Raw genomic sequence first — 22,667 nt, 5'->3', positions numbered from 1 at the left:
GCTTTTAAAGGGGATGATGTAACTAATGGCCTGAGCTGCTGCACGTAGTGTGGCGGTGAGTATTGCGTGACACGCTCGTAAGCGCCCCGACGGGACGCTAACGCGTAGATACGCCCCGTCTTCGGCCAAAGCCTCGACGTGACCACTCCGACCGCGCACAGGACGTCCTGTATCGCTTTCAGCGGGTTATGGCCTGGCAGGGATGGAGGGGTTGATAGCCACAGGCTATTACGTTGCCGGCTTCGCCGGGCGTTCCGGCGGATGCAGGAACGGAGTCTTCTTCAGCCCGATTTCCGCCTACATGTGCCGCAAGCGGCACATTCCAGGTCGCGCTGCGCACTGCTCGCGCTCCGGTTACAAAAATTAAATTAACATTTACCGGCGGCTTTAAGTAAGGCATTACATTGAGAGCCAGCCGGTAAACCAGAACCGTCTGTAGGAGAGCACAATGCATCGCTACTTATACCAGCGGAGGTATAATAGCACTGGTATACTTTACCCTTTGTAGTTGCATTGAATTTAACTGAGTCTATATCGGCTTTCCGGTTACTTATCGTTATTTTATCTGAAGTTGTGCCCAGAGCAAATGCAGCTTTTTCCTTAAGGCTTTCATCACCCCGAACAGCATTATCAACCATTCCGCAGCCAGATAGCCCAAGAGAAATAAGTAGAGTGCTTAAGATAGTTATGTTTTTCATTTAATACAGTTCCATATCAGGTGAAAGGTAAACTCATTTTTTTTCATTACTGTGGCAGATGCAGTAATGAAAACGATATAATTAAATAATGTTATCATTAAATCAACCGGATACCGGCTTCCGGTAAGTTTAGTTGGTGAGGCCAGCTAAAGTAGCAAGGTCAAAAAAGCTCCTTAACGTACAATAATTTTCGATATCCAGACTGCACCCCGTTACGTTGCCGGCCTCGCCGGGCGCTCCGGCGTAATGAGCAAAGGTATTATCTTTAGCCTGATTTCCGCCTGAATGTGCCTGTCACTTATAGAGCCATTTCCCGGATCTGACTGAAGAGACCAGCATGTCGATGGTTAAAGGGATTTCCTGTCCGCGCCGGCGGGGATAATAAACACTGAGATCGACATCATCAGGATTCAGGCCGAATTCACTGAACAGCGTCACCAGTAGCTCGGCGGTGTCTTCCGGATCCATTTTCAGTGTTATGTTGAGGGAGGTTTCGCCAGTAAGCTCAGGTGTCCGGCGTGTCAGCCATCTCCGTCCGCACCAGGGCTTTATCAATTCATAAATACGCTGTTCGGTGCTGTCTACCATAACTCGTCATCCCCGCGCGCTATCGCGATATAAGCCATAATGGTATTAAACATAATCTCAGACCCATCTTTGGCAAGAAGGGTGTAATCCATGCATCAACATGTACCGATGAGCAGAAGTCAGTATATAGGTTTCTTTAGCTGGTCATTTACACGACCCCAGATACAGAAAGTGATAGCGGGGTGATAGAGAAAAGTTAGTGTATAGGTGCAACCACATATTGTGGTTGCAAATCTACATCACACTACCTACAATTAGTTCAAGGATGCAGCAGACTGGTTAAACCAGACATCCCACTACCAGCAGCAATGTTGGTCGAGGCCAAGCCCGGTAAAGGTGTTCTGAATACCAGAAGAAACTTCTGGCGAAGCCCGCAACTAAGCGGGCTTTGTTACGTTTGGGGTTTAGGTAATGGTCGCCCGCGTAAAAGGTTGTGGGCAATCTTGAAAAAGCTAACTGGCTTACCTGATGGCCGCTCGCTGACGGGATAAGCACTGGTCACATGAAGACGCAGTTTTCTACGCTCACGATATACTCTGAAAGGCACAAAGTAGAACTCACTTTCACCTTCATTTACCGTAATCTCTACAACAGCATAACTACCATAGCCAGCATGGATAACCTTCGCGTTACCTAATCCTTCAATGATTGCTCGAAGCTTGTCCCTGGCAAGAGCATATCGAATCTTACAAAATGGTCTTGAGTCTTTACCTGCGTCATACATCAAGGCTGATTTTTCATCTTCGGTTTGCTCCGGATAGTCCTTACAAAAACAATGAAACGAGTAAGACACCGTAAACTTGTACAAGATGTCAGGTTTACCAGGAGAACAATGAGTATAAGTAACCTCATGTGCGTCAAGAAATGACAAGTCCCATATGCTGCCATCAGGATCTGTATACGGACGCCATTTGGCAACTTCATCTATGTTCACAAAATAACCTCGACATCAGAATAGCTGTATCCGCCTATTCTAACAGAGAATAAACAAGCAGCTGGAAGTCGACCTTTTAAACCTTCTACGCTCTGTGCAAACTCACCCTAACGTTCCGTTCGCCCTGCCCCATTAAGGTTGTCAGATTCGCCAGCGGTCTCTTAAAAGATATCCTAATGTTGAAAATTTCATGGCTGGGAATATGCTGTGAGAAGGCATAACTAAGGAGACAAAATGGACACACTCCTGTTCCCAGGCCAGAACCATCGTGCATGGTCTGACACCATGATCAACCTTGAAGCCAGAAAACTTGTTAATACCGCCAATACCGTAGCTGCTATGCATCTGCATGACGGTCTTGCGCGCCTGCAATTTGTAGACGAGATAAAGTCGGTCATTATGAGTCAGTTTGAAGCGGCAAGGCGCGCAAAAACAGATGACGAATGTATGGCCTGTATCAAAACGCTTCGCGCAGAAAACGACAGTCTCCTTGAGCAATCCCGGGCGCTAAAATCAGGTTATGCCAAACTTTATGCCGAAGTAAAAGTCGTCAAGGAAGAGAACAAGATCATCGGCTATATCATTTCCGGGGTGGACGTTGTTGTTGGCGGCCTGGCTATTTACGGCGGCATTATGATGATGGCCACCATGACCCCGCTGGGCGTGATTGCCGGCGCTATCATTATTGTTAATGGCGTAAACACCATTTCCAGAGCAGCTGCGCGCACCTTACTTGATGATAAACAGAGTGAAGGTATCTTCGCTGATGGATCTATGGAAGTCGCTGAATATATGGGTTTCAGCCGTCAGCAGGGACTGGGTGCCTATAAGGCTGTAACACTTATCAGTGACGTTTATGGCATGTACGGGCTTCGCTTCAGGCCCCAGGCACAGCGCCTCTGGTACTGGACAAGACCGGATTTTTTCAGAAAGGTGTCGAATACTTCACGTCCGGAACTGGCCCTGAAAATTGCAGGATGGGGGCTTAACGCCAGCGTGGCGGTAAATTTATTGTCTATCGATCCCGGCGCGAAATAAATTTCTCTAACCGGCGGGCTTTCATACCAAGGGATGGTGGAAAAGTTGCCCATATAACTGCCAGCGCTACAACGGCGCTCACACCACCTGAAATAATATGGGTACGATTGCCGACAAGCAGTACTAAGGACATGACCAGTATAAGGCCAACGGTAACCCATACTGAAACCTGAAAGCGGCGGGAAAGCGCAGAGATGACATCATTCATAGAGCTCTCTCCATGAGACAGCCTGCTCTGCAAATTTTCCACATCATGCTCACTGAAGCCTGCGTTACGTAAATCTTTCTCGTTGATGGCCATAATCTTCTCCCTTAACGGATAAAATTATATACAGGGTTCAAGAGTAACGGTATGAATTACGTGAAAGTTTTACGTTTTTTCTCATCATACAGGCTTCATCCCTAACTTAACGACGGCAAGATGAAAGTGGCATCTGTTCAGCTGAGATAACGTTTTAGGCCAGCGGAATTATCGAGATGATCACCCAGCTGGCCAGCCCCTGACGATGAAACCTGAGTGTGTCCCAGCTGACAGCGTGCTCCAGCTCTTCTCTGGTAGGCTCATGATCACATTCCAGCAGAGTGTCTTCTGTCTGCGTTTCCCCGTTGCTGCTGTGCTCATACGTTATTTTGTAGGTTGTCATCCTGGCTCACTCCCGCTTCTAAATATGTCTGTCGTTCCGGTGATAACGTCTCATCCGGACATGCAGTTCCGCGTCTACAGCAAGCATAGCCGGGTTATCACCCCAAGAATACAGAGGTGACCGGCATAAGCCATGTAGAAGAACATTGCCGGCATGAATCGACGTTCGCGGCCGTCTGTCATTGTGCGGACCAGACCGACAGCGGCTGCCGGCAGAAGACACGTGGGCAGGATGGACAGTATTACCACCACTGCCGGTGCCTGTGTGACATGCTGACTGTTGATCGCCAGAAGCGCGATAATCGCCAACAGGGCAGCTGCCCCGGACAGGCGTCCCGGTGGTGAATGCAGGAAGGTTGCCAGCGAGAGAGCCAGAACCAGCCCGGACAGACCGTAACTGGCGAAAGACAGCGGCCAGACCATCAGGCCCAGCAACACCAGACCGGCAGCCAGGCCGCGCACCCGGAAGCGGTGATACCACGCCAGCAACTGGGTCGCGCCGGCGAACACAAACAGAATGTTGAGGGCATACCACGGGTCGTGCCCGGCAAAGGCGAAGGAAAAGACCGGCTGCGTGACGATCGCCCACAGCCACATCCTGTTGGCCCGCGTCTGGAGCCGGTGCGGATTGTGAAGGACGTTCCGCGCCCAGATGAGCACGAACAGGGGGAAGGCCGTCCGTCCCAGCGCGTATAACTCCGGCTGCAGGTGTGGCAGCAGCAGTGTGTTCATGTGATCGACCAGCATGGCCAGCAGGGCGAGCACTTTCAGCCAGTCCGCCGCTGCGGGGCTTACGTTCAGTCCGGCCCTGACCTGTTCCGGTAATGCCTGTAATTTCGCACTCAGTGTGTGCATGATATTTATCCCGTGATGAATCAGGCCGGCAGGCACGGATAATATAATTCTGTGCCCACTGCCAGAATGCTTTGCCTTTATAAGGCGGAACAGACGCACCGGACTTCTCCAGTATTTTACGGGCAACGGATTCTGGCTTATCCCGCAGTATTAACATGGCCTTCATTTTATCTTTGTTATCAACGGCCGTTCTCAGTAACCAGAAACTATTCATAATGCACTATATAGAAAATTAATAATAACTGTTTTCGGCATTTAACTTAAAAACTTTATTATTAATTACTACGTGTACAGGGAATTGCGACAAATCAGTTAATATGCTTAACAACTTAAGTGTCAGGCTGAAAACAATTTTTTAGTTCATCGGGGTTAATAAATGGTCGCGCATTCGTACAGACACTAAAATATTAAACTACCGGATCGTTCACAGGTGAAATGAGTGCGCTACCCTGGTTACGGGGATTACCAACCCCCGCTGCCACAGGATGCCAGCTGAATGCTGTCTCAGGCAGGGCGGCACCGGCAATAATATGTTCTGCATTCCCGACTGACGTGCCGGCATGAAGCCATTCCAGCGCAGCGTCTGCATCAAGCACGACAGGCCGGCGATCGTGAACATCGAGCAGGCCTTCGTCACTGGCGGCCGTGAGAATGACAAACCCTTCCCCGCCGTGGTCAGCGTCAAAAGGGGCATGACCCAGTGTGGCCATGAATAATGGCCTGGAATCCCTGCGGTAGATGAAGTAAGGCTGCTTACGGGCGCCGGCTTTTTTCCACTCATACCAGCCATCCGCAGGCACAATGGCACGCCCGTTATGCCAGAGCTTGCTGAACATTTTACCGCTGGCGGCGGTTTCGCTGCGGGCGTTAATCAGGGGGGATTTTGTCCACCATTCCGGACTGTAGCCCCACAGAACCGGATCGAGAGCGAAGTCCCCTTCACGCTCACTCACTATCAGAACTCGGGTACCCGGTGCCACGTTGTAACGGTCAAGTGGCTGAGGATCATACGCTATGGTTTCCCCGTTTATACCGAGTGCCTGCAGGTATTCATCCCTGCTGCTGAACTGCGCGAACCGGCCACACATAGTGCTCTCCTCTCATACCCTGTGATATAGACAGTATGGCTCAGCCGGTCGATTTTTCACTCAGCAGTTGCCGGTTAATCTTCGGCACCATACTCAGCGGGTCATACAGAGGTTTTCCAGCTGGTTTTTGTCCAGGTAAATCCAGAGAGTGTCTCCGTCGAGAAAAGTTGTATATCCGTTCAGTTTTTCATGTTCCCTGAATTTCGTCACATCGTGAAAAATTAATTCCTTTTTGTGATAATCAAATGTCAGGGCAGAATGTTTGTACCTGGTTAAAGACTGGATAAGAATGCCGCCCGGCTGTACACCATCAACAGAGGGTAATGTTTTTTCACAAAATGCATTCATGGCTGACAGTTTTTCATCTCGGGATATATATTTTTTCGGGAATACAAGTCTCCAGATATACCACAGCACACATAAAACCAGCGTTGCTCCGGAATATAAAACCCACTGATCGTGTTCCATAATAATCTCCACATTATTTAATATGACAATCTGTTGTTAATATGTACGGTTAATTTAGTGATGAATATGTTCTGCATTGACTTTTGCCAGATTTGCGTCACCGGACGAACGCAAATCATGGTTACATGGACACTGCTCATGACAGGGACTGCACTCATGGCGCCGGCTCCCTGCCGGTGTCTTTCCACACAATCACCGTGGCCAGTTGCTCGGCAGCATCACGGCCCACATACCCGGCCAGCCAGTCCAGTGCCCGATCCTGCCCGCGCGTTACCCCGCTTCTGAACCCGAACCCTGCTCCCACGGCATCATCATCCAGCAGCCACCGCAGGCGCGCTGTCCACGGCTCGGCAGTGTCCCTGACCGGGGAAAACACAATCTCCGTCAGCAGTTCGCGGTCGCAGTACAGCCCGCGCTGCTCCAGCCCGTCGAGCAGGCTGCCCAGCTCCCGGCGGGCGATTTCCTCTGCATTCATCTGTGGCCAGCGGATACGGTGGCGCTGCAGCTCCTGCGTCTGCACGGGTGTGAACCCGGCCCGGCTCAGCAGATCAGCCAGGGCGGCTTCCGTGTCCTCTTCATACCCGGTGGCGGTGAGGGGAAACGCCTCCGGGCTTTCGCGCAGCACATGCAGCAGCCGCGCCGGTGCCGGCTGCAACCGGAGCGTATCTGTGGGTACCACCACGGCCCGGCGCAGGCTGTCCGTCAGCCCGAGGACTCCCGCCGACAGAAGAGCCGTATGCAGCTGGCTGAACCAGGTGTCCGTGCTGTCCGCCGGCGCGGTACCGGGCATGGTGCCCTCTTCCGGGGTGGCGCTTTCATTGATCTGCATCCTGACCGCAATCCCCGCATCGTGACAGGCCTGCAGCCAGTGTGCGACCTGCAGGGCATCACCTTCATGACGTGTCACCTCCCCGGCGGTACTCCACACCTGCAGGCAGGTCGTGCCATCGAGGCGGATGACATAGTCAGCCCGGCACACCATGTGCCAGCGGTCATCCAGCCGCACCGGCCGGTCGGCTGCCTGAGCGTCTGCCTCATCCGCCGGCGCTGCCGGGACCAGGGGCAGAACCCGGACCTCCGTTACGCGCTGCTCCGCCAGCACGCGCGCCTGTTCGTCAGCGATAAGCGGGGCAGCCAGCGCCCGGCCGGCGTCCGTCAGCTCCACGGCCAGCTGCAGGTTCGGCGCGCGCAGGGTGCGCAGCCAGCCCGCGGCTTCCATGCGACGGCAGGAGGCGCGCAGGTTCGGCCCGTACACCGGGACATCACCGACCTGCTCCAGCAGACGCTCAATATTACGCGTGGCCACCGGTCCCGGACGTTTCGCATCGAGCGCGGCCAGCACAATCAGCACCCGCCGCTGCAGTGGCGACGGACGTCGGGATTTTTCACGCATCATTGTCCCTCATGCTTCTGAGAAATGAGCGTTTTTAGCCGTTTATAATCTGATTCGACCCGTGTTATAGGCAGGCCTGTGTGTCCGCGCAGCGCCAGGAGATACCAGAAGCGGAGGATGTCCTGAGCCTTGTTCACTTCCCAGACATAATGGGTTCCATCCCTGCGAAAATCGCATTGCTTTATTTCCTCTTCTGCCATCTGCGTCATCTGCTCATAGCTGAGCGAAAACATCATTTCTTCATCCATCCTGCACGCTCCGTCTGATAATGTCCGGTTAAGTGTAAAATCATACTCAGTATTATTTATTACTAAATGTATAAATATCATATCAGGTATCTTCCTGTGATTAGTGACAAATATCACATATGGTATGATTTAGTGCGGGAGTCTTTATTATCATATCATTTACCGGTTTCCCGCCGCGCAGATCCGAAAAAAGAAATAACCGGAAATGTTATGAAGGATGCGTGAATTGATGGGTCAGGCGCAGCTACAGATGACAGGAGGATGTATGTTTTCAGCCCTCATCGTTATATAATTAATTATATAACGATGAGGGAGATCACTTATGAAAGACCATTTTGGAAAAGGGCTGATGCGGGGAGTTGAGCTCAGCGAGCCCTGTCCCGTCAGGATGCCTGCCAGGTACTGTAATGACTACACGCGTGGATTTGTTCTGGGCTACTGCTTTCAGCTTGAGCAGAAGACCGGTGAAAGGAAGATAGCAGCTCTGGAGGCCGGGAGGCTGACCCGGCTGTATAACCTTAACAGAGACATTATGGCTGAATTTTTTACAGAATATCGGTCAGACCGGTTTGTACACTATTTCAACAAGGGGTATGCGGGCGGGTAAGAGCAGGGCACCGCTAAGTAATGCCCTGCCGGTATAAAGGGACCGCTTCACCCGGTATTTTTTACGGCAAGCATGACGGCAGAAGCCTTTATCAGGGCGATAACTCTTTTCCCTTCGCTGAGATCCATCCCGGCCAGGCTCTCATTTGTGATAACGGCCGTCAGGTGAGTACCTGCATCGGTATGAATATCAATGGTGGCGTTCACCGCACCCTTTTCCACGGTCATGACTCTGCCTGCAAACTGGTTCCGGGCTGAAAACGTCATCCCGCAGTCCTCTGAGGCCAGCACAATCCAGGGCGCTTTGATCAGGGCCACCACTGCCCTGCCCTGTTTCAGACCGAGCGCTTGTCTGCTGCTGCCTGTCACGACGGCGACAAGCGTACCGCCATTCTCCAGAGAAATTTCAATCTCATCATTCACTGAGCCGGTACGCACGATGGCTACGGTACCCGGCAACTGGTTACGTGCTGAAACTGACATACGGTTTCCTTATTTTAAGGGATTAATGATACCGGGCAGTTTAGCTCATACAGGTCTGGTGCTTCCATCGTACTCCTTGCGCAGGCTCTCCACGTCCGAATGGGCTCACGGCCCTTTCATTCTGGCCTGCCCCCCCATGTGTGACAGGGAATCAGATGAATATGCACGTCGCCTGTGTTTTCAGCGGTACACCGTCACCGACAGCCCTGCGACTATCCTTGTGTTGCTGCACTTCCACTTTCAGTAACCAGCTGCGTGCTTATGTCTGGCTTCACGCCCTGTCGTGGCAGACTGCACTCAGGCCATTATGCTTAAAGCGTTGTATATTACGCTGCATAACGCAATGATAAGCAGGGCAACCAGGGTGCACCGGGCAAGATGTTGCCTGAACCGGACGGTGAATAAATGGCTCACGACAAGGGCATACAGGGAGAGCATCAGAAAATCGAGGATCACCCATACACCACAGAGCACCGCCATACTGGTATGAAAATCGGCAGTTATTCCCCTGAACTGGGGAAAAAAGGTCAGAAAAAACAGGATGTCCTTGGGGCTGGCAACGGCGGTAATAAATCCCGTGATAAACCCTCCCCGTTCTGCAACAACACCCGAAGAAGAGGACGGGTGGAAGCGGCGCAGACCCTCAATGGCGGTAAACCCCAGATAACAGGCGCCGGCAATGCCCAGAACGCTGAGCAGGAAAGGAGCAATACTGACTATCCCGGCGAGCATCAGCATGGCCAGAAAAATCAGTATCAGTGAAGCAAGGTGCGTGCCGAGAATGGTGCGGAATGCACTTAAATATCCGGAACGGGCTGCCGTGGCGGTCACCAGCGCCATGACAGGGCCGGGTGTGATTAACAGGGCGGTGACCGCCAGAATGTAACCTGCTAGTAACGCTGTGTTCATGGTACCTCTCTGGTAAACAGGGACGGGTCTGCAGACCGGGGCGCCATGATCAGCCAGAGGTACGAAATTGAAAAACGGATTAAACTCACAATAAACATGACGAAAACTCAAATCAGCCACACCACTGACAGGCAGTCCCTCCCTCCCCTTTACGCGCTGCGTGCGTTTGAAGCAGCAGCACGGCTGGGCTCATTCAGTCAGGCATCCCGGGAACTCAGCATCACGCCGGGGGCGATCAGCAGACACATCCGTACCATTGAGGTGTGGTTCGGGCGCACACTTTTTGTCAGGCGCGGCCCGAGGGTCATCCCGACGCCAGAGGCGCAACAGTTTGCACTCCAGCTGAACGAGGGATTCAGCTGTATTGAGCAGGCCAGCAGGGCATTCACCAGTGCGCCCGGTACATTGCGGCTCAAGGCCCCCACGACCCTCACATCACGCTGGTTACTTGATGCCCTCAGCACCCTTCAGGAAAAGACTGATCCGCCCCGTGTGGAACTGACCAGTGTCTGGATGGATACCGACACTGTCGATTTCAGCCGCGAGCCGTTTGACTGTGCAGTTCTGCTCGGGAAAGGGGAGTTCGGCCCGGGGACAACATGCCGGAGGCTTTTCGGGGAATGGCTTGTGCCTGTCTGCGCGCCGGCACTGCTTGACCGGGCGCGCCATTCCCTTTCCGGCTGTGAGCTTATCCACCCTTCTCCTGACCGCCGGGACTGGAGACGGTGGCTCGAAGGTGTGGGCAGAGCGGGAGAGGCCAGTATTTCTGGCGGGAAAGTCTTCGATACCCTTGAACAGGCCAGCATGGCGGCCGTCAGCGGGTACGGTATTGCGATCGCCGATCTTCTGCTGAGCCGGCAGGCTATTGCCGACGGGCTTCTGGTGCTGCCTTTCAGTGAGGCAGTGGCCACGGGTGACAGCTACTGTCTTGTCAGGCCGGAGCCGACACCGCACGACCGGCTCATCGATGAGCTCCATCAACACCTTCAGGAACATGTCCCCTCCACATTTCCTCCGGGTATCTGTCCGGTGAACCGGCCTCTCAGCTGAACATTTCATTCCACCCTGACCAGGACCGGGACAGACACTCATCCGCGTCCGGGAAAGGTGCTGTGTCAAAAGACCGGTCTGTTTTTGCCGCAGGGAGCATGATGGATGCCAAGGAGCGAACGGCCCGTTTTATTGCATAAAACGCAACAGTAACTCTTTACTGATAACCGGATTGTATTAATACAAAGTAAGTCTAAATAAAGAATAACTGCTGCATTCAGGTTACTAATATCTTTCTTTCTGTCATCAAATCTGGTTTTAAAGTCGGATATTCACTAAAGGTCTTATTAAGTTCGAGTTTAACTGAACCTAAGCAAGGATTAATGGAATAGATGACCAGAAAGAGGCAATGTCCGCTATGAGCGAAAAGCGGACATTTACGGATTACGACTGAATATTTTCATTCTTCTAAACAAAACATCTCTGTTGCGAATCGCAGTTAGCGCCGCAGCATCTGCCGTAGCCGCTTCTGTTGCCAGCGGCTGATCAGCTCACGAAAAATAAACGTCCTCATGCCACGAATAATCAACAGTGCAAACCAGATCCCCGCAACCCAGAATGACCATACGCTGGCGGGGGTCGTAAAGTGGTTAAGGACAAGCAGCAACCCACAAACAACGATAGCTGTCATAACTGACCGGTAAAAACGGCCTTCCTCAGCGAGGTTGCTCTTCGCTTCGGCAATTCTCTGGTCAAGCGCGTCATCGGCAGGCGCATCAGGGCCAGAGAGATCCGTAACGCTCACCTCAAATACAGCTGCCAGGGCACTCAGTGTTTCCAGGCTGGGCTGATCACCATTCTCGATACGCTGCACCGTGCGTACACTCAGTCCGGACAGTTCGGCAAGCTGTTCCTGGGACCATGCTCGCGCAAGACGCAGCGACCTAAATTTGTTGGTATTACTCATATTATGTCTCCGAATGGAAAGTGGACAGCGCGCAGTGTTGCCCAGACAATCCTGCACGACCACGATCATAGCCCGACAGTAACCTGACAACGGTCTGACACGCCGCTTCGAGGTTTTTGGATCACTAACTTCAGGAGCATATATGGCCGGACTTAACATACAAATTCTTATGCTACTTATGCTTCTGGCATGAAGCGGACATGCGGGCGGGACAAGGTCCGCTATGAGCGATACGTAGGCATAAGCCTCCAACTGGTAACAAGAGGTTATCGTAACATGCTACAATTAAAATCGAGTGGGGATATTCTTAATTCATTATTTAAATATTAATCCAACGATGATATTCCTACTAACCAGACTAGTAAAAGGATTTTTATAACATGAGTTTAAAAATAAAAGATAAGTTGAGTGCTTTGTTAAATAACGTTTGTGATGATGGGCCTGGTGTCGTTCTCATGGCCAGATTTGATGACGGCAAAGAGTATTACTTGGGGCGCGGTAAAGCTGATGTTGAAAGAGGTATTCCTGTCAGTAAAAAGACGGTATTTAACATTGCCTCACTTTCAAAGCAATTTACTGCTTTTTGCATTCACTTATTAGAGAATGCAGGTGAAATTTCTCTGGATGATGGTGTAAAAAATTACATACCGGAACTGCCTGATTACGCAAACTCTATAAAAATTGACAACCTTATTCACCATACAAGCGGGTTAAAAGATTATATAGATATAGCGGAAGAAAGAGGTGTTTCACTATCCGGTAAATTGACTCCAGCAGAAAATTTAAAAGACGTATGCGATTGCAACAAGCCAGATTTTATCGCAGGGCATGAGTTCGCCTACTCGAATACGAATTACTTTCTTCTTTCGATTATAATTGAAAGGATTACAGGCAAGAAAATATCTCAATATGCACGTGAAATGATTTTCTCGCCCCTCAATATGAATGATACATTTTATAATGAATCGTATCCCATCGTAACAGAAACAGCTAAAGGATATAGTCTTTCTGAGTTGACAGGAGGTTATGAGCATAATGAAAGTTTATGGACCCAAACTGGGGATGGGGCTGTTTACTCTACACCAGAAGACTTGATGAAGTGGGGTGGGAATTTCTCAAATCCTGTATCAGGAAACAGCAAGATAATAGACATGATTTCGGAGCCTTTCGATGCACTGATTGATGATATTCATTCCAGGGTTAAGGATTATCATGCTTATGGCTCTGGTTTATTTGTTCAGCATGATTTTATAGAGAAAAGTCTGCTGCACTCAGGGAGCTGGATAGGCTACGCTTCATTTTTCGTCAGACATGTTAATTCAAGGCTAACTGTAATTGTACTTTCAAACAGAGATGATTTTAACGCGGGGAAAGTTGCTTATCAGGCATCAGAATTGCTACTCGATATAAACCTGAATGACTATGATTCTCAAAGTGACTTTGGGTATTGATCAACTCTTTATGAACATCATCATAATTACATAGTCCTTGCCTGATACAAAGCGAAATGGGCCACTATCACGTCCGCTTCTGGCACAAAGCGGACAGACGTGCTGGACAACGTCCGCTATGAGCGAGGAGCGGAAGTTCGCATTTGTCATAACCGCAGTGATGTCGGACTAACATTGGCATGTAATACTTAACCGGGAGCAGTTCAGTGGTGCCAAAAACGTGATGGAATAAAGCAATAAAGACACTCACATTTTCATAGCCCAGATCCAGCGCAATGGTAGTGACTGACTTTCCTTCAGCCAGGAGTTTCAGCGATCTAATTAATCGTGCGCGCTGCCGCCATTCTGAAAAGCTGAATCCCGTTTCAGAACTAAATCGTCTTGTGAGGGTGCGTGGTGATATCACGGCCCAGGTGGCCCACTCATCCAGCCTGCGACAGTCATGTGGATTATCACAGAGCATTCGGGCAATATTGATCAGGCGCAAATCTTGCGGCATGGGTAACCTGTCTCAGCTTCGCAATAGAAGTGTGCGGTAAGGTATACATTCTCTCCGTGCGCACTGTGCAAAAGATCCCCGAGAAAGCCCTCAATTTTTGGGATTCCACGAAGTTTGTGGCGATCCAGATTTGAGGATATAGTCGCTATTCAGGCCATTCCGGAAAGCTCGGCAGGACATACCTGCATTTTCGATGGATAAGTCTGGAACGGTGGTTTTGTTCAACTCTATGGATGTATGCGGGAATTGCATATAAAAGGCCTCATCTTTCCTTCAAAATATAAAGGCATGATTACTATGAAAGGTTTAAGTTTCTTTTTGTTAATAGTTTCATCATCTGTGATGGCTGGTTCGTATCCAGTCGATCAGGCCCGTAATCAGGCACTGATATTTAATAAATGGTATATAAAGCAAATTAGTCAGGGAAAATATCCGATTACAGATGGTCATGAATTAGATAAATATGTCTCTGCAAACACATTAAAAAAAATCCGCCATACTAACATTAACGGCGAAGAAGATTACGATTCAGACTTTTTTTTACGCACTCAGGATTATGATGACAACTGGCCGGAAAATGTTAGTGTTATTCAATCGGACTATGATCCGGTATGTACAAATATCTATGTAGCCTTTGGAAAAGACAAAAAACATGTTGTTGTGGATTGTATGATTAAAGAATCTGGAACGTGGAAAATTCAGTCAGTAACTAACCTCGGCGTTATGCCTGAGTAGGTGAAGAACCATAACCAGCACATAGCCGTGGCCGTTATGGCTATTAAATGGCCACGGATGACCAGACACACCCGAGGGATTGCTAATATTGGATTTCATATACTGCCGTGGACACCTGACTGCTCATGAAAAATAGTAGCAATCTGTAATAAGCGACAGGCATCTGTGAGCAAGAAGCGGACGCTATGCCTGAATGCTGATGTTCAAATTTCAAAAAAAGTCAGCCAGATTCAGTGGGGGTAAATGTCGTGCAGATAATGATAAGGTTTAGTCCACGACATCATGTTGACAGGTGTAGGCGTGAGCATTTCAGCTATACATGAATGGCATATGAATGATTTTCTGATTAGCCTTTTGTCGGGCTCCAGATGAGCAGAAGGTATCGTTCTGCATACCGTTACCGTTTCATTAGCAAACAGCCTTAACTCTGGTGTTTATCACTGTGCAACCCAGGTAAGGTTTGCACGCCGGTTAACGAACATGCAACTTTCGCTTACCTGTGTGATGTCTATGTCCAGCAAGAACACCAGGGAAAAGAGTCGGGGAGGTGACTTATGGAAACTGTTCATGAAAAGCTTTATACGAACGTGTTATTAAGCACAAACGCGCCATGGATTGTTGAAAAATTTTGCTATTAATCGGTGAATCAGCAGAATTACACCCGGTTCATCAAATGGCTTATATTCATACAAAAAAATAAGTTAAAACGTTAAGGACAGGTGAAATGAAAAATCTCTGGAAAGACAATGCTGAATCGATAAGTACTTTCATTTGTAAAGATGCATCCCTTGAGGATATACGTTCCTGTGAGAATCAGCTTGGGTTCACACTGCCCGATGCTTATATTTCACTGATGGCGGGACATAATGGCGGTCTGCTGCGAAAGAATGTTTTTCCACTGAAGGATCGTGACGGTAAAGTTATAAAATATTTTATCTGCGACTTTCTCAATGCTATTGGTAACAACGGTGAATTTTCTCTTTTATCTGACTGGAGTCAGTGGAAACGTCCGGGTTATAAAAAGGGTGTACTTATTGGTCTCCATATGCCTGACAATGGTCACGGTTTGCAGTTTTACCTTGATTACTCCCGGTGCGGAGCCCACGGCGAGCCGCGAGTGACCCTTCATACATTATCTATAAAAAATGGCAGGCCAAAATTCGCTGAGGTTGAACTTGCCGAAAATTTTGAAGAGTTTATTCGGGGCTTGATACAAAAACCTAAGGTTGCCCCTTTCGATTTCGTCAGTTTTAATGCCGAACTTAAGAAAATGATTAATGAGGTGTTCAGGCACGCACTGAAGGAGATCAAAACCAGAAATATTGGTGGTTTTGCCATCTGCACGGCAGAGGACGCCTCTTTCATCGATGTCGCGTTTAATACTGAAGAATATTTAAACAATGCCGCCGGCAGTAAATACAGCGCCTCAGAGCGTGACTCAACCGACAACTGGAAATATCAGGGCGAGGAGTGCATAAATTGTCATTACTTGTCAGCGTTATCCTCTCAGTTACGAGAGTACGCCATGTTGCAGGTTACGCAGTCTTCACTGAATAAGTTTCGAAATCAATTAATTGATAACTGCGTTGCCGTCCTTCTGGAGCTCAGACAGGACGGATTTTTTAAAAAACAAAACGCAGAGAACATTTTTATGCTTGTTGATATTACCGGTGATGCGTTACCTGCATCAAAAAAGAAAAAGATCATCAGCCTGTTAAATTGATTTCACTGACTAATGAACCTCTTTTTTCATGTGCCGGTATCTGTCTCAGTATTAAAGAAGACGCAGCACGGGCGTGCCAGCCCGTACTGGACTGGACTGGACTGGACTGGAAGAACATTGCGCATACTGACGTTCACGAACGCAAGAATGGGTTTGATAAGCACTTTGACCGGGCGGCACTACTCGGGGATGCTGACACGCAGTGACCGGCCCGACTGGTTCGCAAGTAGTTTTTTACTACCAGAGCATGTTCTGCAGCAGGCCAGGGATAGAACTGGGGCCCGGATGTGCGTTTCATCTCAGAGAGTGGACGATAGAGGAATGCAAAGAGGTAACTTCCACTATGAGCGAGGAGCGGAAGTTAGATATTATACAGGGCGAATTTATTGTGGTTATCTTTTTAAATTGCAAACAGAAGAAAAAGTGTTAACAAAGTCGTGAGGGTAATGATGAAGAAAGCGCCACCATATCTAACACGTGAGATATTATTGACAACCAGTCTGCGGATCCATCCCGCCAGCCCTGACGATGCGAACATGCTTGCCGAGATTCGCGTTGAATCAATGAGGCCAAGCCTCGAAGCAATCAACAGGTTTGATGCGGTCAGAGCACGTGAAAGATTTCTTAAGTCATTCACGTTTCACGATACGTTCATACTTCAGATCCAGAATGAAATCGCCGGATTCTACGTACTAAAAAGCTATACCGATCACCTCTATTTGGATCATTTTTACATCAAAACCAGGTTCCAGGGCAGGGGAATAGGTAAACATGTGCTTAAAAGCATTCAGGCTCATGCTGCGGGAACCAGTAAGCCGATAAAGCTGATTGCTTTAGTTGAGAGCCCAGCAAACGCATTCTATCGCTCTATGGGCTTCCTTCTTAAACGAGTTGAAGACGTGGACAATCATTATTTATGGGAACCTTAATAAGCACACTAAAGTGATTGCTGTCTGTTTCTCCCTCAGGGATGCGATTAAAGTCGAGAGTGACTGACCTGCATCCCCCGTTGAACAACAGTGACGGTTGTTAACTACTTCCGCTTATGGCACAAAGCGGACCGTTATTACTTCAAATCTGGCTGAGGTTATTTAACCCAGTCCTCCAAGATCAGATCCGGCACCCGCTCAAACTCCCGCGTATTATTGGTCACCAGCACGGCACCGGTCGCGACGGCATGCCCGGCAATCGCCGTGTCGTTCGGGCCAATTGGCGTGCCGGCGAGGCGCAGCGCAACCCGGATTTCCGTGGTGGCGTCCACCGCGGCGCGGTCCCAGGGCAGCACGGCATCAAGGCGGGAGCAGAATGCGTCAACCAGCGCCACGTGGCGCGGCGAGGCTTTCGGCCCGGTGGCGCCGAAGCGCATCTCGGAGTAGGTGATGGCCGAGACCACAATGCGGTGACCGCGCAGCACCGCCTGCTCGAGCCGCTTCAGCACCGCTTCCGGCTGCTCGCGCATGATGAATGAGCAGATATTCGTGTCCAGCATATACGTTTTGTTCACAGGTCAAATCGCCCTTCGTCGCTGACAACGTCCTCGCGCTCCGCCATAAAATCCGGATCGGCTTTTTCGAGCTCCAGGAATGAGCGCCAGGTCGGCCGGACGGGACGCAGGATGATGCTGTCCCCTTCCCGGACGATTTCCAGTTCGCTCACCCCCTCAAAATCCAGATCGCGGGGCAGACGGATGGCGCGGTTGTTGCCGTTTTTAAAAATGGATACGGTTCTCATGATATTCTCCCTGAGTCCGGACCTTTCCGGACGGTAGTATGCATCGGGTATGCGCATATGCTTAGTATATGCAGATGTCACACATATGTATATGATTGCCATATGCCTATGGTAAGTATATGCATATGTCATACCTATACCTACTCTCTCATTTTTCCGCGCAGATCCGAAAACCGGTAGAAGCGGATCACGGCGGTTTTTTGCACAAAAAATGGAACGCTTACCTTTTTTGTGCTATAATACAACTACTTAGATGTAGATCTCACTCAGCAATTTCATACTGCTTGTTGGTTCTGTCCAGAATACCTGTCCACTTTTAATTCCGAAAATACTGCTATTTAGAACTTTCCGGAAGTGATGGGCAGGTGTGAACGGTAATTGCGAACTGTGACTATTATCTGGCTAATCAGACTGCGGACAGTGGATGTCACGCAGGTAATGATAAATAAATATAACTAATAGATAATAAATAATAAGGAAGTTAATTATGACTATTTCAAAAAAGGCGTGGGCATGCACTTCATGTCAGATCTGTAACGTCTCACAGAACACTTTTGGCTCGTTGCTTTGTATGTATTCGTATCTGACCGGCAAGCCAGGTTCAAATCCGAAGATGTGGTTTAAGGAGCATTCACCAGATTACCGGGAATTAATTTCATATAGTGGGAAGGTGATTGCCATCTGGCGTTCCTCGCAGGGAGTCTGGCGTGAGCGAACTAACATAGATGCAGTTAATGACTGGGAAGAGTACGGGAATGATATCGGTGATCACTTCATTTCTGATGAAGGGTCTGCTTTCCAGCTTTCAATGATATATCCATAGTGACCAGACAGTATTTATACCCAAACCGAAGCAACCCTCTTACGAGTGAAAGGGTTTAACAACCGTTTATGATATCCAGTAACTAATGGAGCCGTAATGCAGAACACTATCGCTGATGGACTCGCAGGTGCGGCCACACACCCGATAACGGTACAGGTGATTAACCAGGGACCGGGTATCTGGGGTAACGTGGCCACCGGCTTTATTACCGCCGTTGCAGCTATTCTTGCGGTGATACTGACGCACCGGTACACACACTGGCGTGATAAACAGGCGGCAGTGCAAAAACTGAAACGGGAGCGGCTCTTTATCGCGGCAGAGCTGATTATTTTGCTGGATCAGTATGCGGAAGGCTGTGCTCATGTCGCCGACGACAAAGGAGAGGTGGTTCATGTCAGCGGAAAACAGCCGGAGCGGGCACCCGTTGCCGGTTATCCTGCTCCGCCGGATTTTGACAAAGTAGCCGGGGACTGGAGCAGTCTGCCGGCACGGCACATGTTTCGGATCCGGGAACTGCCATTACGCCAGGCCGGAGCCATGAGGGCGATCGATGATGCCAGGGAGCATGACTCTCCGGGGGATTACCCCGCATATTTCAGGGAGCGTCAGTACGAATTTGCCCGGCTGGGGTTAAGAGCTATTATCGAGACCCGGTACCTGCGGGAACTCTGTGACCTGCCGCCCGCTGGTCGCAATATATCGGTATGGTCGGCTAATGTCATAAAGGGTGTTCTGGATGAGCAACGGTCGCAGCGGGTCGATGACCACATTGCCAATAAGGAAAACAAACTATGATGCCAGCAATATCAGGCCAGAGCGTTTCATTTTCCACTTTGCAGTTGCCGGTGGCCATTGACTACCCTGCTGCACTGGCCCTGCGCCAGATAGCTCTCGTACAGGACGAACTGCCGAAATATCTGCTTGCTCCTGAAGTCAGTGCCCTGCTTCATTACGTCCCGGATCTGCACCGGAGGATGCTGCTGTCAACATTATGGAATTCCGGTGCCCGCATAAACGAGGCACTGGCCCTGACGCGCGCTGATTTTAACCTGGCGTCCCCCACCCCGTTTGTTCAGCTGGCCACTCTGAAACAGCGCACGGAAAAAGCCGCCCGGACGGCAGGCCGTGCGCCTGCCGGCAGCACGAGTCACAGGATTGTCCCCCTGTCCGACAGCCACTACGTCAGTCAGCTGGAGATGATGGTGGCCACGCTGAAGATCCCGCTGGAGCGTAGAAACAAGCGCACCGGCAGAATGGAAAAGGCCCGTATATGGGAGATCACGGACAGGACAGTCCGGACCTGGCTGAATGAGGCGGTTGAGGCCGCAGCGGCAGACGGTGTGACCTTTTCCGTGCCGGTGACCCCGCACACGTTCCGGCACAGTTATGCCATGCACATGCTGTACGCCGGTATCCCTCTCAAGATCCTGCAGACCCTGATGGGACACAAATCTGTCAGCTCGACGGAGGTGTACACGAAAGTCTTTGCTCTGGATGTGGCCGCACGCCACCGCGTCCGGTTTGAAATGCCGGGTGAAGAGGCTGTCGCCTTACTCAGGGGCATTCACAGGGGCTGACATACGTTAACGGCTCTCTGCATCAGCGCGATTTTCAGGGAGCTCAAACTTATCAATGGGCATAAGGCTCCATCTTTTATATCCGCACAGGCTCTTCTACAGAATTATATCTTTCCCGGGTCGGCTCAAAGCAGAGTTCTATTACATTTACTGAGCGAGAGTACTTCATGCTGTAGTAGCCTGGAACAAAGCTCAGGGTTTCTCCTTCGATGACATCAGACCCGTCGGGTTCCAGATCGCCACCGGACGTGTCCTCGCCAGCCCCGATAAAAACGTTGCCTGACGGGAAGTGCAGATTCAGTGTGCCTGCTTCACCTTCAACAGCTTCTGCGACCTTAACGATGTAGTCACCATCAGCGCCCAACCCAAGAAAAGCGATGTTGCCCTTGTTAACTTCAAGGATCTCATTCTCCTCAATGCTCCACCAGTCAGGTGAATCAGGCACTCTATGCTTTACCGCATCGATGTCAAATACTGAAAGCGTTGCAGTGTCAGTGAAAACTGAGAATTCTTTTAACATACAGACCTCATTTAAATTTTTACGAACTAATTATAATGGTCATGTACTACAGTCTCGTTCCTGACTGAGCAGCTCTTTGAGTTAATTTCCAGTACATTAATCCTATCAGCAACTTATTCACACAGAAAAGGAAACTGTTCTGTATGGCCATGAAACTTGTCCGTAAGAAAGCACCTCGGGGTGGTCTTATCCGCTGGCTGGACGAGGACGAAGAAAACGCTCTAAAGAACGTGTCCGGACGGCGGATTTCTACCGGGCGTGATCAATACGAACTGGCAGAAAAGATCCTCCTGGAAATGCGTCAACGGGAAGCCTGGCTGCAGTGTGACTGTGTGCAGGGCGATTCGCCGGCGATGAACAGCGCTAACCTAATGCAGGACACTGGTACTCTTTTTCTGGCCGGGTTTAACCATGAGCATGCGCCTGATTGCGCGATGTTCCGTCCGTTCAGGGGCGATACCGATGCCACCTCCTATGGGACCCGTAAAACAGCCGGCAGCAAGCGCATCAGCTATCGAAGTTTTTTGCCCCCTGACGACTCCGAAACTAAGATTAAGTCTCCGGGGCGTCCGGTCACTTCGGCAGGTGATCGTACTCGCCGGACTCGACGTTCGCGTATTGCGCGCCTGCTGCTTTCGTTGATAGAGGACGCAGGACTTAACCGTCTGGCCACGCTACACCCCCTTCCTGTGACTGGAGTGATGGAATCCATCAATGCACTTCGGGCTGTCACCGAAAATATCGAATTTACCCGCGATCGCAGACTCTCGGAGATTGTACGTTTTTCACCGGCGATTAGTGAGAACGGCAAGGAAAAGCTAATGCAGGAACTGGAGCGTCCGGACATTCACTGGCCAGCAGGCAAAACGCGGATGTTCTTTCAGATTTTTATGTCCGATCAGGTAACCCGCGATGAAGTCTCATTTTGTTGGCCGGGCGGAGAGCTGCCGTTTCGTCCGGAGCGCGGAGTAAGTATTAATGGCGAAGCGCAGGACGGTGCGCGCCCCCCCTACTGGGTCATTCTGGCATTTCGCCGGGGGATGGATGGCAGGGTTATCTGCAGCGAAGGATATGCACATGCCTTATTCCACCGTGGATGCCCGGTACCAGTCGACAGCGGGCTTGAGCGCACTACCATCGAAAGCTTGGCTGAAGTTGCGGGCTGGGTTGCAAAAAAACCGGATGCGCCGGTTCTGAGTCTGGAAAAACCGCTTTTTGATCTCGAAGTGACCCTGAACGGCGAAAAAGGGTTTGTTCTGCCGGATTTCATAGTTACAGCCAGCAAGCCGGGCGGAAAACATCATACTGTGGTGATCGAAACGATGGGATATACCGACGATGATTACTGCGAGCGAAAGGCGGAACAACACAAAGGCATGCGTGAGTTGGGTTTACTGCAGACTGATCCTCCCCGCTGGCCACAGGAACTGGATAAAACTTTCTCGAGACATGTTTTTGGCATCTTCATGAATCTTATCGATTAAGGGGGGCAAGCCTCCAGTTCACAGCGCGCAGAACACTGGTGCAAAGAGATCAGTCTGCCAGGATACTAGCACTATCCAAGTTCAGTAAAGTAATACCTTCATCCATGCTGCCCACCTCTTCTCTCCTACCTCGCGCAAGGGTCGATGCAGAACAACATCGGCATCACTACGTGCTCGCGTTCTCTTAATGCTCACCAGTGAGTAAATTCAGCGAAA

The 22,667-nt window shown here is 50.0% G+C and carries 28 protein-coding genes; 11 read left to right on the top strand and 17 right to left on the bottom strand.

Annotation, left to right across the window (positions count from 1 at the left end; translation table 11 throughout):
• Window positions 1-368 precede the first annotated feature (368 nt).
• The 3 genes from IAE50_RS20880 to IAE50_RS20870 all read right to left on the bottom strand — a co-directional run bounded on the left by IAE50_RS20880 (window position 369) and on the right by IAE50_RS20870 (window position 2,220).
• Window positions 369-698: a hypothetical protein gene (locus IAE50_RS20880; protein WP_076770359.1), complete on the bottom strand. Its 330-nt coding sequence runs from the start codon at window positions 696-698 to the stop codon at window positions 369-371.
• A gap of 294 nt (window positions 699-992) precedes the next feature.
• Window positions 993-1,286 carry a DUF1493 family protein gene (locus IAE50_RS20875; protein ID WP_200581156.1) on the bottom strand — a complete coding sequence of 98 codons (294 nt, stop codon included), beginning with the start codon at window positions 1,284-1,286 and terminating at the stop codon, window positions 993-995.
• 391 nt (window positions 1,287-1,677) lie between these two features.
• Complete coding sequence (locus tag IAE50_RS20870; RefSeq protein ID WP_200581155.1) at window positions 1,678-2,220, bottom strand: stationary phase growth adaptation protein; 543 nt, start codon at window positions 2,218-2,220, stop codon at window positions 1,678-1,680.
• 234 nt (window positions 2,221-2,454) lie between these two features.
• On the opposite strand from IAE50_RS20870, the gene IAE50_RS20865 reads away from it, so the two are divergent.
• On the top strand, window positions 2,455-3,258 hold the full coding sequence (locus tag IAE50_RS20865) for a DUF4225 domain-containing protein (protein WP_200581154.1): 804 nt from the start codon (window positions 2,455-2,457) through the stop codon (window positions 3,256-3,258).
• On the opposite strand, the gene IAE50_RS20860 is transcribed toward IAE50_RS20865, so the two are convergent.
• The 7 genes from IAE50_RS20860 to IAE50_RS20830 all read right to left on the bottom strand — a co-directional run bounded on the left by IAE50_RS20860 (window position 3,236) and on the right by IAE50_RS20830 (window position 7,953).
• On the bottom strand, window positions 3,236-3,559 hold the full coding sequence (locus IAE50_RS20860) for a hypothetical protein (protein WP_200581153.1): 324 nt from the start codon (window positions 3,557-3,559) through the stop codon (window positions 3,236-3,238). The genes IAE50_RS20865 and IAE50_RS20860 overlap by 23 nt on opposite strands.
• Window positions 3,560-3,713: 154 nt before the next feature.
• Entirely contained in the window at window positions 3,714-3,902 is a 189-nt protein-coding gene (locus IAE50_RS20855) for a hypothetical protein (protein ID WP_200581152.1), read from the bottom strand.
• Window positions 3,903-3,976: 74 nt separating this feature from the next.
• Window positions 3,977-4,756 (bottom strand): TraX family protein, encoded by a 780-nt coding sequence (locus IAE50_RS20850; protein ID WP_200581151.1) that lies wholly within the window; start codon window positions 4,754-4,756, stop codon window positions 3,977-3,979.
• A gap of 407 nt (window positions 4,757-5,163) precedes the next feature.
• Window positions 5,164-5,844, bottom strand: a complete 681-nt coding sequence (locus IAE50_RS20845; RefSeq protein ID WP_200581150.1) for an SOS response-associated peptidase family protein — start codon at window positions 5,842-5,844, stop codon at window positions 5,164-5,166.
• A 93-nt stretch (window positions 5,845-5,937) separates the two neighbouring features.
• The gene (locus IAE50_RS20840; protein WP_200581149.1) at window positions 5,938-6,312 is read right to left on the bottom strand and encodes a hypothetical protein; all 375 of its coding nucleotides are present in this window, start codon (window positions 6,310-6,312) and stop codon (window positions 5,938-5,940) included.
• A gap of 154 nt (window positions 6,313-6,466) precedes the next feature.
• Complete coding sequence (locus IAE50_RS20835) at window positions 6,467-7,708, bottom strand: hypothetical protein (RefSeq protein ID WP_200581148.1); 1,242 nt, start codon at window positions 7,706-7,708, stop codon at window positions 6,467-6,469.
• Window positions 7,705-7,953 carry a hypothetical protein gene (locus IAE50_RS20830; RefSeq protein ID WP_200581147.1) on the bottom strand — a complete coding sequence of 83 codons (249 nt, stop codon included), beginning with the start codon at window positions 7,951-7,953 and terminating at the stop codon, window positions 7,705-7,707. Before IAE50_RS20830 ends, IAE50_RS20835 begins: the two co-directional genes overlap by 4 nt.
• Window positions 7,954-8,275: 322 nt before the next feature.
• On the opposite strand from IAE50_RS20830, the gene IAE50_RS20825 reads away from it, so the two are divergent.
• Window positions 8,276-8,560: a DUF2623 family protein gene (locus tag IAE50_RS20825; RefSeq protein ID WP_200134441.1), complete on the top strand. Its 285-nt coding sequence runs from the start codon at window positions 8,276-8,278 to the stop codon at window positions 8,558-8,560.
• A gap of 47 nt (window positions 8,561-8,607) precedes the next feature.
• Here the strand turns inward: IAE50_RS20825 and IAE50_RS20820 are convergent, their stop codons facing one another.
• Together IAE50_RS20820 and IAE50_RS20815 are read right to left on the bottom strand one after the other, a co-directional pair.
• On the bottom strand, window positions 8,608-9,042 hold the full coding sequence (locus IAE50_RS20820) for a molybdopterin-binding protein (RefSeq protein WP_200581146.1): 435 nt from the start codon (window positions 9,040-9,042) through the stop codon (window positions 8,608-8,610).
• A gap of 297 nt (window positions 9,043-9,339) precedes the next feature.
• Window positions 9,340-9,951: a LysE family translocator gene (locus tag IAE50_RS20815; RefSeq protein ID WP_200581145.1), complete on the bottom strand. Its 612-nt coding sequence runs from the start codon at window positions 9,949-9,951 to the stop codon at window positions 9,340-9,342.
• 96 nt (window positions 9,952-10,047) lie between these two features.
• Here IAE50_RS20815 and IAE50_RS20810 point away from each other — a divergent pair, with 96 nt between their 5' ends.
• A complete protein-coding gene (locus IAE50_RS20810) occupies window positions 10,048-11,001 on the top strand; it encodes a LysR substrate-binding domain-containing protein (RefSeq protein WP_200581165.1) in 954 nt (317 codons plus the stop codon).
• A 439-nt stretch (window positions 11,002-11,440) separates the two neighbouring features.
• Here the strand turns inward: IAE50_RS20810 and IAE50_RS20805 are convergent, their stop codons facing one another.
• Complete coding sequence (locus IAE50_RS20805) at window positions 11,441-11,908, bottom strand: helix-turn-helix domain-containing protein (protein WP_200581144.1); 468 nt, start codon at window positions 11,906-11,908, stop codon at window positions 11,441-11,443.
• 380 nt (window positions 11,909-12,288) lie between these two features.
• Between IAE50_RS20805 and IAE50_RS20800 the strand changes: the two genes are divergently transcribed.
• Window positions 12,289-13,359 (top strand): serine hydrolase, encoded by a 1,071-nt coding sequence (locus tag IAE50_RS20800; protein ID WP_200581143.1) that lies wholly within the window; start codon window positions 12,289-12,291, stop codon window positions 13,357-13,359.
• A 67-nt stretch (window positions 13,360-13,426) separates the two neighbouring features.
• On the opposite strand, the gene IAE50_RS20795 is transcribed toward IAE50_RS20800, so the two are convergent.
• A complete protein-coding gene (locus IAE50_RS20795; protein ID WP_234467266.1) occupies window positions 13,427-13,822 on the bottom strand; it encodes a helix-turn-helix domain-containing protein in 396 nt (131 codons plus the stop codon).
• A gap of 333 nt (window positions 13,823-14,155) precedes the next feature.
• Between IAE50_RS20795 and IAE50_RS20790 the strand changes: the two genes are divergently transcribed.
• The 3 genes from IAE50_RS20790 (at window position 14,156) to IAE50_RS20780 (ending at window position 17,245) form a co-directional block, all read left to right on the top strand.
• Window positions 14,156-14,593 (top strand): DUF3828 domain-containing protein, encoded by a 438-nt coding sequence (locus tag IAE50_RS20790; protein ID WP_200581141.1) that lies wholly within the window; start codon window positions 14,156-14,158, stop codon window positions 14,591-14,593.
• Window positions 14,594-15,317: 724 nt separating this feature from the next.
• Entirely contained in the window at window positions 15,318-16,316 is a 999-nt protein-coding gene (locus IAE50_RS20785) for a DUF4303 domain-containing protein (protein WP_200581140.1), read from the top strand.
• 446 nt (window positions 16,317-16,762) lie between these two features.
• The gene (locus tag IAE50_RS20780) at window positions 16,763-17,245 is read left to right on the top strand and encodes a GNAT family N-acetyltransferase (RefSeq protein WP_234467264.1); all 483 of its coding nucleotides are present in this window, start codon (window positions 16,763-16,765) and stop codon (window positions 17,243-17,245) included.
• 158 nt (window positions 17,246-17,403) lie between these two features.
• Here the strand turns inward: IAE50_RS20780 and IAE50_RS20775 are convergent, their stop codons facing one another.
• Both IAE50_RS20775 and vapB read right to left on the bottom strand, forming a co-directional pair.
• The gene (locus tag IAE50_RS20775; RefSeq protein ID WP_200581139.1) at window positions 17,404-17,820 is read right to left on the bottom strand and encodes a type II toxin-antitoxin system VapC family toxin; all 417 of its coding nucleotides are present in this window, start codon (window positions 17,818-17,820) and stop codon (window positions 17,404-17,406) included.
• The gene (vapB, locus tag IAE50_RS20770; protein WP_200581138.1) at window positions 17,817-18,047 is read right to left on the bottom strand and encodes a type II toxin-antitoxin system VapB family antitoxin; all 231 of its coding nucleotides are present in this window, start codon (window positions 18,045-18,047) and stop codon (window positions 17,817-17,819) included. The genes IAE50_RS20775 and vapB overlap by 4 nt, the downstream gene beginning before the upstream one ends.
• Window positions 18,048-18,534: 487 nt before the next feature.
• On the opposite strand from vapB, the gene IAE50_RS20765 reads away from it, so the two are divergent.
• From IAE50_RS20765 to IAE50_RS20755, 3 genes are all read left to right on the top strand, one after another.
• Window positions 18,535-18,870: a hypothetical protein gene (locus tag IAE50_RS20765; RefSeq protein WP_200581166.1), complete on the top strand. Its 336-nt coding sequence runs from the start codon at window positions 18,535-18,537 to the stop codon at window positions 18,868-18,870.
• A gap of 96 nt (window positions 18,871-18,966) precedes the next feature.
• Window positions 18,967-19,665 carry a hypothetical protein gene (locus IAE50_RS20760; RefSeq protein WP_200581137.1) on the top strand — a complete coding sequence of 233 codons (699 nt, stop codon included), beginning with the start codon at window positions 18,967-18,969 and terminating at the stop codon, window positions 19,663-19,665.
• Window positions 19,662-20,447 carry a site-specific integrase gene (locus tag IAE50_RS20755; protein ID WP_200581136.1) on the top strand — a complete coding sequence of 262 codons (786 nt, stop codon included), beginning with the start codon at window positions 19,662-19,664 and terminating at the stop codon, window positions 20,445-20,447. Before IAE50_RS20760 ends, IAE50_RS20755 begins: the two co-directional genes overlap by 4 nt.
• A gap of 76 nt (window positions 20,448-20,523) precedes the next feature.
• Here the strand turns inward: IAE50_RS20755 and IAE50_RS20750 are convergent, their stop codons facing one another.
• Window positions 20,524-20,967, bottom strand: coding sequence for a DUF6386 family protein (locus IAE50_RS20750; protein ID WP_200581135.1), 444 nt, complete (start codon window positions 20,965-20,967; stop codon window positions 20,524-20,526).
• 143 nt (window positions 20,968-21,110) lie between these two features.
• Here IAE50_RS20750 and IAE50_RS20745 point away from each other — a divergent pair, with 143 nt between their 5' ends.
• Window positions 21,111-22,451, top strand: a complete 1,341-nt coding sequence (locus IAE50_RS20745; RefSeq protein WP_200581134.1) for a hypothetical protein — start codon at window positions 21,111-21,113, stop codon at window positions 22,449-22,451.
• Window positions 22,452-22,667 lie beyond the last annotated feature (216 nt).

Source organism: Kosakonia sp. S42, from assembly GCF_016624785.1.
Taxonomy (GTDB): domain Bacteria; phylum Pseudomonadota; class Gammaproteobacteria; order Enterobacterales; family Enterobacteriaceae; genus Kosakonia; species Kosakonia cowanii.
The sequence above is the reverse complement of the archived record's forward strand: the minus strand, read 5'-3'. Positions and strand labels throughout refer to the sequence as shown.

What these genes read in the sequence shown, in the direction of transcription:
- IAE50_RS20880 (WP_076770359.1), bottom strand. Translation starts at nt 698, where the DNA reads ATGAAAAACATAACTATCTTAAGCACTCTACTTATTTCTCTTGGGCTA.
- IAE50_RS20875 (WP_200581156.1), bottom strand. Translation starts at nt 1,286, where the DNA reads ATGGTAGACAGCACCGAACAGCGTATTTATGAATTGATAAAGCCCTGG.
- IAE50_RS20865 (WP_200581154.1), top strand. Translation starts at nt 2,455, where the DNA reads ATGGACACACTCCTGTTCCCAGGCCAGAACCATCGTGCATGGTCTGAC.
- IAE50_RS20860 (WP_200581153.1), bottom strand. Translation starts at nt 3,559, where the DNA reads ATGGCCATCAACGAGAAAGATTTACGTAACGCAGGCTTCAGTGAGCAT.
- IAE50_RS20855 (WP_200581152.1), bottom strand. Translation starts at nt 3,902, where the DNA reads ATGACAACCTACAAAATAACGTATGAGCACAGCAGCAACGGGGAAACG.
- IAE50_RS20850 (WP_200581151.1), bottom strand. Translation starts at nt 4,756, where the DNA reads ATGCACACACTGAGTGCGAAATTACAGGCATTACCGGAACAGGTCAGG.
- IAE50_RS20845 (WP_200581150.1), bottom strand. Translation starts at nt 5,844, where the DNA reads ATGTGTGGCCGGTTCGCGCAGTTCAGCAGCAGGGATGAATACCTGCAG.
- IAE50_RS20840 (WP_200581149.1), bottom strand. Translation starts at nt 6,312, where the DNA reads ATGGAACACGATCAGTGGGTTTTATATTCCGGAGCAACGCTGGTTTTA.
- IAE50_RS20835 (WP_200581148.1), bottom strand. Translation starts at nt 7,708, where the DNA reads ATGATGCGTGAAAAATCCCGACGTCCGTCGCCACTGCAGCGGCGGGTG.
- IAE50_RS20830 (WP_200581147.1), bottom strand. Translation starts at nt 7,953, where the DNA reads ATGGATGAAGAAATGATGTTTTCGCTCAGCTATGAGCAGATGACGCAG.
- IAE50_RS20825 (WP_200134441.1), top strand. Translation starts at nt 8,276, where the DNA reads ATGAAAGACCATTTTGGAAAAGGGCTGATGCGGGGAGTTGAGCTCAGC.
- IAE50_RS20820 (WP_200581146.1), bottom strand. Translation starts at nt 9,042, where the DNA reads ATGTCAGTTTCAGCACGTAACCAGTTGCCGGGTACCGTAGCCATCGTG.
- IAE50_RS20815 (WP_200581145.1), bottom strand. Translation starts at nt 9,951, where the DNA reads ATGAACACAGCGTTACTAGCAGGTTACATTCTGGCGGTCACCGCCCTG.
- IAE50_RS20810 (WP_200581165.1), top strand. Translation starts at nt 10,048, where the DNA reads ATGACGAAAACTCAAATCAGCCACACCACTGACAGGCAGTCCCTCCCT.
- IAE50_RS20805 (WP_200581144.1), bottom strand. Translation starts at nt 11,908, where the DNA reads ATGAGTAATACCAACAAATTTAGGTCGCTGCGTCTTGCGCGAGCATGG.
- IAE50_RS20800 (WP_200581143.1), top strand. Translation starts at nt 12,289, where the DNA reads ATGAGTTTAAAAATAAAAGATAAGTTGAGTGCTTTGTTAAATAACGTT.
- IAE50_RS20795 (WP_234467266.1), bottom strand. Translation starts at nt 13,822, where the DNA reads ATGCTCTGTGATAATCCACATGACTGTCGCAGGCTGGATGAGTGGGCC.
- IAE50_RS20790 (WP_200581141.1), top strand. Translation starts at nt 14,156, where the DNA reads ATGAAAGGTTTAAGTTTCTTTTTGTTAATAGTTTCATCATCTGTGATG.
- IAE50_RS20785 (WP_200581140.1), top strand. Translation starts at nt 15,318, where the DNA reads ATGAAAAATCTCTGGAAAGACAATGCTGAATCGATAAGTACTTTCATT.
- IAE50_RS20780 (WP_234467264.1), top strand. Translation starts at nt 16,763, where the DNA reads ATGATGAAGAAAGCGCCACCATATCTAACACGTGAGATATTATTGACA.
- vapB (WP_200581138.1), bottom strand. Translation starts at nt 18,047, where the DNA reads ATGAGAACCGTATCCATTTTTAAAAACGGCAACAACCGCGCCATCCGT.
- IAE50_RS20765 (WP_200581166.1), top strand. Translation starts at nt 18,535, where the DNA reads ATGACTATTTCAAAAAAGGCGTGGGCATGCACTTCATGTCAGATCTGT.
- IAE50_RS20760 (WP_200581137.1), top strand. Translation starts at nt 18,967, where the DNA reads ATGCAGAACACTATCGCTGATGGACTCGCAGGTGCGGCCACACACCCG.
- IAE50_RS20755 (WP_200581136.1), top strand. Translation starts at nt 19,662, where the DNA reads ATGATGCCAGCAATATCAGGCCAGAGCGTTTCATTTTCCACTTTGCAG.
- IAE50_RS20750 (WP_200581135.1), bottom strand. Translation starts at nt 20,967, where the DNA reads ATGTTAAAAGAATTCTCAGTTTTCACTGACACTGCAACGCTTTCAGTA.
- IAE50_RS20745 (WP_200581134.1), top strand. Translation starts at nt 21,111, where the DNA reads ATGGCCATGAAACTTGTCCGTAAGAAAGCACCTCGGGGTGGTCTTATC.